General features: G+C 65.0%; 9 protein-coding genes. 7 read left to right on the top strand and 2 right to left on the bottom strand.

From position 1 onward, the window contains the following. The first annotated feature begins 236 nt into the window (after positions 1 to 236). The 4 genes from AB0C34_RS27765 to uvrB all read left to right on the top strand — a co-directional run bounded on the left by AB0C34_RS27765 (position 237) and on the right by uvrB (position 8,836). Positions 237 to 1,766: an amino acid permease gene (locus tag AB0C34_RS27765; protein WP_357079079.1), complete on the top strand. Its 1,530-nt coding sequence runs from the start codon at positions 237 to 239 to the stop codon at positions 1,764 to 1,766. Further along, positions 1,759 to 3,393, top strand: a complete 1,635-nt coding sequence (locus AB0C34_RS27760; RefSeq protein ID WP_357079076.1) for a hypothetical protein — start codon at positions 1,759 to 1,761, stop codon at positions 3,391 to 3,393. Before AB0C34_RS27765 ends, AB0C34_RS27760 begins: the two co-directional genes overlap by 8 nt. 185 nt (positions 3,394 to 3,578) lie before the next feature. Continuing rightward, positions 3,579 to 6,434, top strand: coding sequence for an alpha/beta hydrolase (locus AB0C34_RS27755; protein ID WP_357079073.1), 2,856 nt, complete (start codon positions 3,579 to 3,581; stop codon positions 6,432 to 6,434). A gap of 209 nt (positions 6,435 to 6,643) precedes the next feature. After that, positions 6,644 to 8,836: an excinuclease ABC subunit UvrB gene (gene uvrB, locus AB0C34_RS27750; RefSeq protein ID WP_357079070.1), complete on the top strand. Its 2,193-nt coding sequence runs from the start codon at positions 6,644 to 6,646 to the stop codon at positions 8,834 to 8,836. 65 nt (positions 8,837 to 8,901) lie between these two features. On the opposite strand, the gene AB0C34_RS27745 is transcribed toward uvrB, so the two are convergent. After that, positions 8,902 to 9,372 carry a VOC family protein gene (locus AB0C34_RS27745; RefSeq protein WP_357079067.1) on the bottom strand — a complete coding sequence of 157 codons (471 nt, stop codon included), beginning with the start codon at positions 9,370 to 9,372 and terminating at the stop codon, positions 8,902 to 8,904. Between AB0C34_RS27745 and AB0C34_RS27740 the strand changes: the two genes are divergently transcribed. From AB0C34_RS27740 to AB0C34_RS27730, 3 genes are all read left to right on the top strand, one after another. After that, a complete protein-coding gene (locus tag AB0C34_RS27740; protein ID WP_357079064.1) occupies positions 9,371 to 10,327 on the top strand; it encodes a helix-turn-helix domain-containing protein in 957 nt (318 codons plus the stop codon). The two genes, AB0C34_RS27745 and AB0C34_RS27740, sit on opposite strands and share 2 nt — an antisense overlap. 81 nt (positions 10,328 to 10,408) lie before the next feature. After that, positions 10,409 to 10,822, top strand: coding sequence for a DoxX family membrane protein (locus tag AB0C34_RS27735; protein WP_357079061.1), 414 nt, complete (start codon positions 10,409 to 10,411; stop codon positions 10,820 to 10,822). A 484-nt stretch (positions 10,823 to 11,306) separates the two neighbouring features. Beyond that, positions 11,307 to 11,759, top strand: a complete 453-nt coding sequence (locus AB0C34_RS27730) for a universal stress protein (RefSeq protein ID WP_357079058.1) — start codon at positions 11,307 to 11,309, stop codon at positions 11,757 to 11,759. A gap of 75 nt (positions 11,760 to 11,834) precedes the next feature. Here AB0C34_RS27730 and AB0C34_RS27725 read toward each other — a convergent pair whose 3' ends face one another. Beyond that, complete coding sequence (locus AB0C34_RS27725) at positions 11,835 to 14,111, bottom strand: ATP-binding domain-containing protein (protein ID WP_357079102.1); 2,277 nt, start codon at positions 14,109 to 14,111, stop codon at positions 11,835 to 11,837. Positions 14,112 to 14,456 lie beyond the last annotated feature (345 nt).

Here is a 14,456-nt window from a genome sequence, read left to right as displayed (position 1 = left end):
ATGAAGTCCGGGGTCGCCGAAATCGTGGATTCCGTGTGCCTAGGCATAGGTTACATTGTAAGTTACACCGTAACTATTCATGTTCAGGGATACCCACCGCCGGGTTGGATCCTGCTGGCCATCTCCTCGAGGCGCCGCAGTCACCAATGAGTTCCCTGAGCCAACCTGTCGCGACGTGCCATTCGGGCGTCGCGGTGCGACGTCATCACCGACGACGCTTGAACAAGGAGTGACTGATGACTACCCCGGAGTCGCAGCAGAGTACGACCCTCGATGCCCCACCAAGTCGAGATGCCCCACCAAGTCGATGGGGTGGAGTTTTTCGCACCAAGTCGGTGGAACAGTCCCTCCGCGATACCGACGAGCCGGAGTCCAGGCTGCGCAAGGACTTGAGCGCCTGGGATCTCACGGTCTTCGGTGTCGCGGTGGTGGTCGGCGCGGGAATCTTCACCGTGACCGCGCGCACTGCCGGCACCGTCGCGGGCCCGGCGGTGTCGCTGGCATTCGTCTTCGCCGCCGTCGCATGCGGACTGGCCGCACTGTGCTACGCGGAGTTCGCGTCGACGGTGCCGGTCGCAGGTAGCGCCTACACCTTCTCTTACGCCACCTTCGGCGAGCTCGCCGCGTGGACCATCGGCTGGGACCTGGTCCTGGAGTTCGCGCTGGGCACCTCGGTGATAGCCAAAGGCTGGTCACAGTACTTGGGCACGGTGCTGGGCTCGTATACTCCGATCGTGCACGTGGGGTCGGTGTCGTTCGATGTGGGCGCGGCGGGGCTGGTCGCGGTCCTCGGCGTGTTGCTGGCAGTCGGCACCAAGATGTCGTCGCGGGTGTCGGCGGTGGCGGTGGCGGTCAAGCTAGCGGTGATCGCGCTGGTGGTGGTCCTCGGCTTGCGGTACTTCACGGCATCGAACCTGTCGCCCTACATCCCGTCGTCACAGCCGGGCAACGGTGCCGGATCCGGGCTGGAGCAGTCGCTGTTGTCCTGGCTGACCGGCGCCGGCGGTTCCACGTTCGGCTGGTACGGGTTGCTGTCGGCGGCGAGCATCGTATTCTTCGCGTTCATCGGCTTCGACATCGTCGCCACCACCGCCGAGGAGACCAAAAATCCCCAGCGTGACATGCCCCGCGGCATTATCGGCTCACTGGCCATCGCCACCGTGCTGTACGTGGTGGTGTCGCTGGTGCTGACCGGTATGGTGCCCTACACCGAACTGTCCGGCGACGAGGCGACCCTCGCCACCGCGTTCGCGGTCCACGGCATCACCTGGGCAAAGAACGCGATCTCCATCGGCGCGCTGGCCGGTCTGACCACCGTGGTGATGGTGCTGTTCCTGGGCCAGACCCGGGTCATGTTCGCCATGGCGCGCGACGGACTGCTGCCACGCCGGCTGGCGCGCACCGGCAACCACGGCACACCGGTGCAGATAACCGTCATCGTCGGCACGGTCTGCGCCGTGCTGGCCGGATTCGTCGACTTCGGAACCCTCGCGGAGATGGTGAACATCGGCACGCTGTTCGCGTTCGTGCTGGTGTCGGTGGGGGTGCCGATCCTGCGCCGCACCCGCCCCGATCTGCCACGCGGCTTCCGGGTGCCGTGGGTGCCGGTCATCCCGATCCTGGCGGTACTCGCCTGCGCGTGGCTGATGCTCAACCTGTCGGTACACACCTGGCTGCGGTTCGTGGTCTGGATGGCTGCGGGCCTGGTGGTGTACTTCACCTACAGCATGCGGCACTCGGTGCTGCGCACCCGGTCGAGTGAGTGAGCCACTGCGAGTCGGTACGGACTCGCTGCGTGCGATTGTTCCGGGATTGGAGAACTTGGCCGATGAGGTGTCTCGAGCGATCAGCGAGTTGAAAGCGCTCATCGCGGAGGAGCGGTTGTGTTGGGGCGCGGATGATATCGGTCGGACGTTCCAGGAGGGCTATTTGCCCGATGCTCAGCGTGCCGTGGAGAGTCTTGACGTGGTGGCCGAGGTATTGCAGGCGATCCCACCGCGGGTCGCCGAGGTCGCTGACGCTTTCCATCACGAAGATCACGCCGGAGCGTCTCGTATACGAGCGGTAGATTCAACCGGCGAAAATGCTTTGGGTGGAACCGATTTCGGCACGGACGAGCGAATGAACGCGGTATCCCCGGCTGGGTTGAACTGGCTGGGCGAGCAGAAATCCGCGCCGGATCACGCTGTAGCGAAACCGTTGCGCGATGACGTCGGCAGTGTTGTTGCGCCGACTGGGAGTGCGGCATCGAAGAAGCCGGATTCGTTCGACGCGCAGGATCGGTATCGGTCGTCGCCGGATTCGATGGATGCCGACAGGATGGATGCCGACGGTCAGGAAGATGCGATCGGCGCCGGTCAGGGGCCCAGCGGCCGGAATTTCTTCGCTGGTGATGCGAAGGCCGGCGGTGGAGACCGGGTGGTGACGCCGGTAGCGAAGCCAGCCGCCGACCGCCATCTGTCGGTGGGGGCTGCACCCGATGGTGTGGGCCGGGATCGGAGTAGTCCGTGGTCGAGGTACGCGCCGACACCGTGGTCGTCGCCTCCGCGGTCCCCCGCGCCCGAGGGCGGGACGCCGCCTCGCGTCTCTCCTCCTCGTGAGCTGCGGCGACGAGGCGAACCTGTTCGGTCCCCGTTCGCTCCGCGAACACCCGCGCCCCGCCGATCGCTGCCAGTGCCGTCCAGGTCGATCCCCGATCCCTGCACCGACCCGGCGGCATTACAGATTGCCGTGGCGATGGCGGCGCGGCATCGGCTGTGGATAAATGGCTTCGAAACCGCGCTCGTCAGTGTGCATACGGTGGGCGAGATCGCGGCCGCTGTCGACGACATGCTCAGCAAGTACACGGTTCCCCTACGGGGGATCGCGGTGACCGACCTTGCTGAGGGGGCGCCGTCCGGCCTCGTGTGGGAGCACAGCGCGGGCGAGAGCTGCACAATCGAGAGTCCAACGGTGCGACCGGCCGCCTGGATCGTGTTGGACCGGACCCTCGCCGCGGATCCGGTTGCTCATGCCGAGGCGGTACAGGCGGCGATCCGCTCCGGTATGAAAGTGCCCAAATGCGGTGAGCGGGTAATGTATTCGACGGTCGTCGGCGAATTCGGTCGGCTGCTCGATGGTGCCGGCGGTTTCCGGGCCGGTCAGCACACGCAGCGGGTGTTGATCGGCGAGTATCTGCGAGCCAACGGGGTCGATGCCGCGGCTGCTGGGGGCGTGATCAGCGGTTATCGGCGATGGCGTAGTGCGCTACCTGGTGTTGTGGTCGAGGGTGTTTTCGATCCGCAAAGCGCGTTGAGCCAAGCATTCACCGAGGTGGAACTGGAGGGGCAAGACGCCAGCGGGCCTGCCAAGGTCTTGCATCGGCTGTTGATAAGCGCGGCGACGACCGGGTGATTCCCCGCCGACAATAGGCTCACGAGTGGTAGAAGTGGATGGTGGTTCCCGAGGGCTTCCCAACCGAGTTGGTGGAGCCGGTGTTGGGTCCGTGTCCGGAGGGAGATCCGGCGGCGATGCGTCGCTTGGCTCTGGGGTGGTCGGACACCGCTGCTGTCTGTCGAGCGCAAGCCGATGGTTACCTGGTGCAGGCAGAGCGGTTGCCAGCGAGCATGGAAGGACAGGCAGCCGATCAGTTGACGGCTCGGTTGCGTAGCTGCGAAACCGAGTTACGGCGGCATGCGGATTACTGCGACAGTCTGGCCTCGCAACTGCGTGACGGGGCCACCTCGATCGAGCTGGGACAGCTGACCTGGCTTGCGTTCGGCGCCGTGCTGGTCGCCCAGTTGGCCGCTGACGCTGTTCTGTTGCATGTGGGCGCGGTCAAAGCCGCCGCCGATCGGGCCGTCGTCCAGTCCGCGTGGCGACGCTTTTTGACATCGCTGCTGGAGAAGATCGCCGTGGCGGGTGAGCAGTTCACCCTCACCAGGACCAGGGTGCTGGTGACATCGGCGGTTTTCGGCGGGCTCGTCAATGTCGCGGTCAGTTACGGTGCGCAAGTATGGCAGCGGGCCGAAGGCAACCGTGACCACCTCGATTATCGGTCGATCGTCTTCGCCGGTCTCAGCGGCGTGGCGGGGGGGTTGGCCGGCGCCGCTGCGGCCCATGCCGCCGCCCCGGTCGTTTCACGCGCCGCTGTCACGATCGCCAATCGGTTCGGCGGCGTCCCCGCCACTGTTGCCTCGACTTTTCTGCTCGGTAGCGCCGGAGGGGTCGGCGGCGCCATCGCCGGCGCCGCGGTGACGGGCGTGGCGGATGCCATCGCCACCGGCGAGTTCACCCTGAATGGCAAAGAATTCCTCACCGGGATGGTCACCGGGATCGTCGGAGGCGTGGTCGGTGGCAGCGCCCAGGCCGTGCACGCTGCACGAGCAGGCGCCCGCACACCCGAGGTCCCCCACCGGCGAGCAGGGGACCCGGTATCTTCACACGACTCGAATCTCGTTCAATCACGGCAGGACTTCGCCGACGTCCCGCCGGCGTCGATCTCGATCGAGAATCTCCCTGCCGCGAACCCTCCACCGCACGACAACCTGTTCGGCACTTCAAAATCCGATTCCCCACAGACGGATTTGGATACACCCATCGAGCGGTCTGGTCCCGCATGGGATCCGGAATCGAACCATCCGCCCGTTCGGGAAGACGGTGATGAAAACCGAAACATGCTCAGAGATTGGTACGCGACCGAAGGTTTTTGGTCGGAAACAGGCGATACCGGGGCATACGAGGAATGGAGAGGTTACGTAGATATAAAATATAATGAATACTGGGGGAGCGATCGCACGCCTAAAGATTTGAATTTTCGGATGACTTATGTATACGCAGACTTCAAATCCAGGTATGCATTCGCTTCCTATCGGGATGGCGTTTTCGACGGGACTGATTCCATCGAGGTGTCGACTGTCAAGGGAGTCGAATTTCGGAAAGCTGCAGCCGAGATGGCGGCACTTCCTCATTCAAGAGAGTATTTTCTCGCTGCCGATAAGATTCCACCGCGACTCGAAATGGATCTGCGTACTAAAAGAGATTTGGCGATAGTGTCGGGGTGGAAGGATCAGGTGCCGTTCAGCGAACCCGAAGCGGTGCGCGCATTGGTCGAAGCCGGAGTACTCGACCCGAATAATCCTGCAATCGACCCTCGGGTCACGTTGGGCTGGCCGGATGAGGTGCTCCCCCGCAGCGATAGGTCAGGTCCCGTGGCTCGGGTCGAGAACCCCGTGGAGGATGACGCGCGACCACTCGATTCCGGCGAGCATGTCGTTGCGGCCCAGGGCGAACCGGATTCCATCCCCACGGATGCATTGCTCGAATCGCAGCACGATCGGGACCAGCGGCGGGAACTGGGGCGTCGGTCCGGTCACGAGGCGGCGCTGACTGCGCTACCGGACGACGTGGTGTGGGCTCCCGAAGACGCGATGGCGGAGCGCTTCGAGAAGGCCCCGCTCTATGCGACGCGAATACCGGACGACCGAGTGCCGGGCGGCAGCAGAGTCCTACATTTCCGTGTCGCGGGCGATCCGCACGGGTATCCGATCATGATGTCGCCGGGTTCACCCGTTGGAGTCGACGGTCCGCTACCCGACCTAGACATGTTGTCCGCCCGGGGATTCGCGTTGATTATCGTGGAGCGGCCGGGCTACGGCGCTTCCACCCGGCTTCCGGACCGTCAGGTTGCAGACTGCGCCCGCGACATCATGCATGTAGCGGATCTGTTCGCACTCGACCGATATTCGGTGCTGGGTCGGTCGGGTGGTGGTTCGACAGCCATTGCCGTCGGCGCGTTGGACCCCGGGCGGGTCGAACGCGCCGTCTCTGTTGGGGGCCTGGCTCCTAAACTCGATCAAAGTGGTGACTGGTCCGCAGGAATGGGTGAGGCGAATAGAGCAGCGTTTGACGATGGCGCGATCAGGGAAATGGCGCAGAGAACGGGTGAGCGCGGCGACTGGCTTCTCGAGCTCAACGATGATTACTTCACCGACCTGGATAACAAGTGGGTGGGAACGAACTTTGCCACTCTGACCAAAAGCTATGAGCGCGGGCTACAGGAAGATCGTGAAGCATGGGTAGACGACGTCATCCAAGCTAATGCTCTACCCTGGGGAATCGAGTTCGGTGATTACCGGGTTCCAGTCGATCTTGTACACGGCACCGTCGACCAGTTTTCGCCGGTCCAGCACAGTTATACCAATGCATTGCTCATCCCTACATCCGAACTGTTTTTGTACGACGGAGTCTCTCATATGATGGGACTGGATTCACTGCCAGTGATTGTCAGTCATTTCCGTTCCGAGCGGAACGCGTACATGAGCGACATCGACGAATATCATCCGGGGCGGTTCGACCAAGTTCGAGCCGCCGATGCCAAACCGCTTCCATTCTCGAGATTGCTGGGATGGGATGGGGGCTGGAGGGCTGCCAAACCACCGCCCTGGCGCGACTGACATTCTCCGACCGGCCGCCAGCCGCGGCTCTCCGGCCACAGATACCGAAGTGATGAAGCCTACTGAAATCGAGTGACGAACCCCACGCGCCCGCTCTGCCACACAGGTTCGGATGTGACACCACGTAACCAAATGCCGCCCCTCATTCACCGCACGGCCTGGTCCAGCACCCACGAACCCTGTCGGTGTCTGCGCCTAGGCTGGTCGGCATGGCATTCGCAACCGAGATTCCGGCGGAGGGCTACGAGGGCAGGGCCGCGGCGCCGCCGCCGCTCGCGCACTCGGAGTTCCGTCCGGTCGGCGAGATCGAACGCGTCGACAGTCGGTTCCAGGTGGTCAGCGAACACCAGCCGGCCGGCGACCAGCCGGCCGCGATCGACGAGTTGGAACGCAGGATCAGGGCGGGTGAGCGCGACGTGGTGCTGCTGGGCGCCACCGGCACTGGTAAGTCGGCCACCACGGCCTGGCTGATCGAGCGATTGCAGCGGCCCACGCTGGTGATGGCGCCGAACAAGACCCTCGCCGCCCAGTTGGCCAACGAGTTGCGTGAGATGCTGCCCAATAACGCCGTCGAGTACTTCGTCTCGTATTACGACTACTACCAACCCGAGGCGTACATCGCGCAGACGGATACCTACATCGAGAAGGACAGCTCGATCAACGACGATGTCGAGCGGCTGCGCCACTCGGCGACCTCCAGCTTGCTGTCCCGGCGCGATGTGGTGGTGGTCGCCTCGGTGTCGTGTATCTACGGCCTCGGCACGCCACAGTCGTATCTGGACCGGTCGGTACAGCTGCAGGTCGGCACCGAGATCGATCGGGACGCGCTACTGCGGCTGCTGGTCGATGTGCAGTACACCCGCAACGACATGGCGTTCACCCGCGGTTCGTTCCGCGTGCGTGGCGACACCGTGGAGATCATCCCGTCCTATGAGGAACTCGCCGTCCGCATCGAGTTCTTCGGCGACGAGATCGACGCGCTGTACTACCTGCACCCGCTCACCGGCGACGTGGTCCGCCAGGTCGACATGTTGCGCATCTTCCCGGCCACCCACTATGTGGCGGGACCGGAACGGATGGAGCGCGCGGTGCGCGATATCGAGGCCGAGTTGGAGCAACGACTTGCCGAGTTGGAGCGCCAAGGCAAGCTGCTGGAGGCGCAGCGGTTGCGGATGCGCACTCAGTACGACCTGGAGATGATCCGGCAGGTCGGGTTCTGCTCGGGCATCGAAAACTACTCGCGCCATATCGACGGACGCCCGTCGGGGTCGGCTCCCGCCACATTGCTGGATTACTTCCCTGAGGACTTCCTGCTCGTTATCGACGAGTCCCACAACACCGTCCCGCAGATCGGCGGCATGTACGAAGGTGACATGTCCCGCAAGCGCAACCTGGTCGAGTACGGCTTTCGGCTGCCGTCCGCGGTCGACAACCGACCACTCACCTGGGAGGAGTTCGCCGGCCGCATCGGACAGGCGGTGTATTTGTCCGCCACCCCTGGCCCGTACGAACTAGGGCAGACCGGTGGCGAGGTGGTCGAGCAGGTCATCCGGCCGACCGGTCTGGTCGACCCCAAGGTGGTGGTGAAGCCGACCAAGGGCCAGATCGATGACCTGATCCACGAGATCCGCGGGCGCACCGAACGCGACGAGCGGGTGTTGGTCACCACGCTCACCAAGAAAATGGCCGAGGACCTCACCGACTATCTGCTCGGGCTCGGCATCCGAGTGCGCTACCTGCATTCCGAGATCGACACCCTGCGCCGGGTCGAGTTGCTGCGACAACTGCGCCTCGGCGAGTACGACGTGCTGGTGGGTATCAACCTGCTACGTGAGGGCCTCGACCTCCCCGAGGTGTCGTTGGTCGCGATTCTCGACGCGGACAAGGAGGGCTTCCTACGCAGTACCACCGCGCTGATCCAGACGATCGGTCGAGCCGCACGCAATGTGTCCGGCGAGGTGCACATGTACGCGGACAAGATCACCGACTCGATGCAATTCGCCATCGACGAGACCGACCGCCGCCGGGCCAAGCAGGTCGCCTACAACGAGGAAATGGGTATCGATCCGAAACCGTTGCGCAAGAGGATTGCCGACATCCTCGACCAGGTGTATCGGGAAGCCGACGAGTCCGAAATCGAGGTCGGCGGCTCCGGGCGCAATGCCAGCCGTGGTCGCCGTGCGCAGGGCGAGCCGGGCCGAGCGGTGAGTGCGGGAGTCTACGAGGGGCGCGACGTGAAGTCGATGCCGCGCGCCGAACTCGCCGACCTGGTCAAGGAACTCACCGACCAGATGATGAACGCGGCGCGGGAGCTGCAGTTCGAACTCGCGGGTCGGTTGCGCGACGAGATCGCCGACCTGAAGAAGGAGTTGCGCGGTATGGATGCCGCCGGGTTGAGTTGAGTTGTGCCGCATCGGCTTTGCCCCCGCGGCCCAGGCGTTGCCTGGCCGCGGCGGCACCGGGACGGTCAGCCCTGCGTGGCCAGCCACTCGTTGACGCGGCGTTCGGCTTCGGCCCGCGAGACCTCTTCTACCTTGGTGAGCACCGCCCAGCGGTGGCCGAACGGGTCGATGACCACGCCGTAGCGGTCGCCGGTGACGAAGGTCTGCGGTTCCTCGACACTGCGGGCGCCGTGTTCGACCGCGCGTCGCACCACCGCGTCGACATCGGGACAGTAGTGCACGATCGAGGTGTGCACCCATTCGCCATTCGGGGCGAGCACGCCGCTGTCCGGGATGGGCATACCCATCTGCAGCGTCGAGTCGCCGAACTTCAGTTCAGCATGGGCGGGCTGACCGTCGGGCAGATCGTTGCGGCTGAGCACCTCGGCGCCGAAGACGGCGGTATAGAAATCAATGGCCTTGTTGCCGTCGCCCACCGCGAGGAAGCAGGTGATCGAGTGGTAACCGTCGGCGATCGGATTCACTGTGTTCGTCATGTCCTCGATGCTCGTCGACGGTGGACCGCCGGTCTTGGAAGAACGCGACATCGTGCCCAGCAGTGCTGAATCGGACGCCGCGCGGCCGGCTCCGGCGCGCACGCCGGCGATACCCACCGATACCAAGGGCATACTGCATCCGGACGAGCAGGCCAAGCACCGCTCCCTGGTCCGGTGTCCGCCGAGCCCGGCAGTGGATCGCTACGTCGAGTGGTATTGGTCGGTGCGGTGGGATCTGCGCGGCAGGGCACCGTATCGCGCGGAAGTGCTCTCGTATCCGAGCGTGAATATCACTTTCGAACGGTCGGACACGCGCACCGGCGGATTCGTGAACGGGGTGAGCACCACCAAGTTCGTCCGCGAACTCGGCGGGCTCGGGGAGACGTTCGGTATTCGCTTCCGAGCCGGCGGTTTCGGCGCATTCACCGGACTCGACGTCGGCTCGTTTCGGGACAGCTCCGTCGATATCACCGACGTCATGCCCGACGCGGGCGAGTTGACCGAGCGCGTACTCGACGCAGACACCGATGAGCGACGCCGCGCCGTCGTCGAGGAATACCTCGGGGGCCGGCCCGCCGCGGACGACCCGACCTACCGGCTGGTGTTGCGCATCGTCGACGCGATGGCCACCGACCTGGAGCTCACCAGGGTGGATCAGATCACCGATCGCTTCGGCGTCCCCACTCGCACCCTGCAGCGCATGTTCCGCCGGTATGTCGGTGCCGGGCCGAAATGGGTATTGCGCCGCTATCGGTTGCAGGACGGCGCCGACCTGCTCGCCAAAGGGCGCACCGACGATCTGGCCGCACTGGCCGCGGAGCTGGGATACTTCGACCAGGCGCACTTCTCGCGTGAGTTCACCGCGGAAGTCGGAATGGCTCCATTGGAATATGCCAAGAATTCACTACGCTCGCGAAACGAAGTAACTGCGAAGGTAACGCCGACCAGAATATAGTCGCTGCCAGGAGCATATTCGATCATTCGGCCAGGCGGCCGGACGTCGCGCTATCGACCGTCAACAGACAGGGAGTTGGATATGGATGTCGTGGTGTTGATCGGACGGGTGTTGTTCTCGCTGCTCTTCCTGGGCTCCGCGTTCGGGCACTTCGCTCAGACGGATGCGATGGCGGGGTTCGCGCAGAGCCGGGGCATCCCGATGCCGAAGATCGCCGTGCTGGCCTCCGGGGTGCTGTTCGGGCTCGGTGGCCTGAGCGTGCTGCTCGGTGTGTGGGCCGATCTCGGGTCACTGCTGCTGGCAGTCCTCCTGCTGCCGACTGCCTTTCTGATGCACGGGTTCTGGAAGGAGACCGATGCGCAGACCAAACAGGTCGAGATGGTCTCTTTCAACAAGGACGTCGCATTGGCGGGCGCCGCACTGATGCTGTTCGCGTTCTTCGCACATGTCGACGACCTCGGATTGACCATCACCGGCCCGCTTTTCGACCTCTAGGCGCACGGCCGCACTGATCCAGCGCATCCTATTTTCTGTCGAGGGAGTAACACGTGGACATCATCGCAGCAATTCTCAGCATATTCTGGGCCAACTACCGGCCGTGGCCGTAGCAGCCGGTATTCCAGGACCGATCGGCCCGTCCCGGTGCGTGATTCACGTGGCGAGGCGGGCCGATTTTCGTGTGTTGGCGCCAGCCGTGTGACGGGTATCCCAACACGGCAGCGCCGTTCGGCGCGATTGTGTCGAATCACATATTCCGGATGTCGAATTCAGGTCTACGACTGGTCGGCGGAATTTCTCGGGCATTCGCCGGCGAGCGCGTCGCTGGAATGGCGGAACATCCGTGTGTGATGTGTTGCGATTTCGGATATTTCCGCACCGATGTGCCGCTAGGGTCGAGCCCAGTCGCCGCGCCGACGTCCCGGCCCGGCTGGGACGAGACCGGATGCGGCTCCGACCCATCGCATAGTTGGAGGAGAGAATGACCGTCTACCGGACCATTGTCGTCGGTACCGATGGCTCGGACTCGTCGTATGTCGCCGTCGAGAAGGCCGCTGCTCTGGCTGGAGTGTCCGTCGCGACCCTGGTCGTGGCGTGCGCGTACTACCCGATCGACGATCGCGATCTCGCCGCTGCCACCGATGTGCTCAAGGAGGAGGCATATCAGGTGCGGGGCTCCGCGCCGACCAGCGAGATCCTGCGCGTCGCGCGGGATCGGGCCCTGGGCGCGGGTGCCATCGATATCGTCGAGCGTGCCATTGTCGGCGAGCCGGTGGAGTCGCTACTGGCACTGGTCAAGGAGGTCGACGCCGATCTGCTGGTGGTCGGCAACCGGGGCTTGAACACCCTGGCGGGCCGGCTGCTCGGCTCGGTACCCTCCGACGTCGCGCGCAAATCGCGCTCGGATGTGCTGATCGTGCACACGGTGCGCTGAGCACACCACAACGACATGCTCCGTGCACCCGGTTCTGCGATGTGGCACGGAGCATTCGCTGGTCGGCGGGAGCCGTCAGCGCAGCTTGCCCAACACATCGGGTAGCCCGGTGCTGTACACGACGCCGAGGCGTTGCGTGGCGCGGGTGAGCGCGACGTAGAGGTCGTTGAGCCCGCGCGGCGATTCGTCGACGATGCACTGCGGCTCTACCAGGTAGACCGCGTCGAACTCCAAACCCTTCACGTCGTGCACGGTCAGCACCCGCACTGACTTGCCCGCGAGATCGGCCAACGCCGCCACCCATCCGTGCGGCGCGATCACCGCCGTGGTGCCCGGGCCGGATTCGGCGCCGATCAGCCGGGCGACCTCGGCATACACAGCATCGGGGGTGACCAGGTAGGCGCTGGGTACGCTGTCGGTCTCGCGGACCGATCGCGGCGCTACCGCCGTGGGATCGATCGCGGCCAGCACGTCCGCGGCGACGTTCATGATCTCCGCGGGGGTGCGGTAGTTGACCGTCAGTTCGCTCAGCTTCCACCGCGTGGCCACATAGGGCTCCAGCATCCGGTGCCACGACGAGGCCCCCGCCGGATCGCCGGTCTGTGCGACGTCGCCCACCACGGTGATCCACCGGTTCGGAATGCGCCGCATCACCATGCGCCAAGCCATTTCCGACAGCTCCTGCGCCTCGTCCACGATGACGTGTCCGTAGGTCCAGGTGCGGTCGCCCGCTGCGCGTTCCGCGGTGGTCTGACGAGTGCGGAAGTCCTGGCGTTCGGCCAGCTGGCCCGCGTCGATCAGGTCGTAGGCCATCAAGATCTCGGGATCGAGTTCGTCCTCGAGGTCCTGTGGCGCGGAGCCGGTCAGGATGTCCAGCGCGTCCTGCGCTTCGGCCAGTTGGGCGCGCCAGCGGCGGCGGGCGCGCTCCCGCTCCTCGGCGTCGTCGACGCCGAGCAACTCGGCCAGCTCGTCCAGCAGCGGCGCGTCGGCGGCGCTGAACTCGCCGTTGTCCGGCCGCACCAGCTCGGCACGGTCGGCGGGATCGAGCGCGGACGCGACCCGATCCAGTCGCTTCGGGTCGGCGAACAGGTCGGCGAGGACCTCCTGCGGGGACAGGATCGGCCACAGCGCGCCGATGGCGGCCTGGATCTCCGGGTCCGCGCGCATCTCGTCCCGGATCTCGGTGAGATCGGCCGAACTGAGCAGGCTGGTCCCGCCGGAGAGATCGGCGCCCATCGTCTGTGCGAGCTGGTCGGTCAGCGTATCGATCACCGAACTGGCGAAGATCGGCCGGGCCAGGTTGTGCGGACGGCGCGAGGAACGCGCGCGGCCACGGGCCCGGGTCACGATCTTGCGGTCGAGTGTGACCGGATAGCCGTCGAAGCTCAGACGGATTGGTGCGGCGGGAACCTCTTGGCGGTCGCGCACCGCCTGCTTGAGCACCTCGACGATCGCGAGCGAGCCTTTGACCTCGCCCGCGCGCAGCGAGTCCTCGCGGGTCGCCTTCACCCCGGGGTACAGATCGCCGATGGTGGACAGCAGCACGCCGGTCTCGCCGAGTGAGGGGAGCACTTGGCCGATGTAGTCGAGGAACGTGGCATTCGGCCCGATGATCAGCACGCCGCTCTTGGCCAGCTGCTGACGGTAGGTGTAGAGCAGGTAGGCGGCGCGATGCAATGCGACGGCTGTCTTGCCGGTGCCCGGCCCACCTTGCACGACGAGCACGCTCTTGTGCTCGGAGCGGATGATCGCGTCCTGCTCGTGCTGGATGGTCTCCACGATGTCGTTCATGTGACCGGTGCGGGCGGCGTTGAGCGCGGCGAGCAGGGCGCTTTCGCTGCCGACGCCGCCATCGGCGTCGGCGACTCCGGCCAGACGCGCGGCGTCCAGGTCGAGGTACTCGTCGTTGACCGCGGTCACCGTGCGGTTGCGCGAGCGGATGTGGCGGCGCCGGGTCACACCATCCGGTGCGGCGGTGGTGGCCAGGTAGAACGGCCGGGCCAACGGGGCTCGCCAGTCCAGCAGCAAACTCTCGTAGTCGTCCTTCTCGTCGAGGATGCCGAGCCTGCCGATGTAGCGGTACTCCTCCTGCTCGCCGTCGAGGTCGATCCGGCCGAAACACAGACCGTGTTCGGCGGCATCGTATTTCGCGAGGTCCTCGGTGTAGAGCTGGCTGAAGGACTCCCGCTCGCTGCGGGCTTGCGGGGTGCCGCCGGTTTCCAGTAGCACGGTGCGCAAGCGATTGCGCGCGTAGTAACGCATCTCGTCGAGCCGGTCGTACAGCACCGACAGGTAGGCCTGTTCTTGCTCCACCTCGCGGGTTCGCTCGGGCTCGTTCCGGGGGGCCGGCAATGGCGTGCCGTTGCCGATATCCGCGGTGGCCGCACGGTTCTGTGTGAGGTCGGGCAAACTGAACTCCTTGTCACCGCGATGAGCCGTGTCGGTGCCCGGGCCGGGCACGTGAACGCTCGGAAAACAGAGTTGTCGAGTCTACTGTGATCACGACAAGCGCGCCGTAACCGCAGGTGAAGCCCAGGTGACGGCATGACGCCGATCTCGTTGTCCGTGGAAAGCCGCACCAGGTCGACATGCTCGACCACCGGTAGGGGCCGTCGAGATGAGGTAACAGGTCGTTGTGGCGCTGTTATTCCGGCAACCCGGCGCACGCCGACGACGTGGTCGTCGAGCGGATTCCGC

It is taken from the genome of Nocardia sp. NPDC049220 (assembly GCF_040647855.1).
Taxonomy (GTDB): domain Bacteria; phylum Actinomycetota; class Actinomycetes; order Mycobacteriales; family Mycobacteriaceae; genus Nocardia.
The sequence above is the reverse complement of the archived record's forward strand: the minus strand, read 5'-3'. Positions and strand labels throughout refer to the sequence as shown.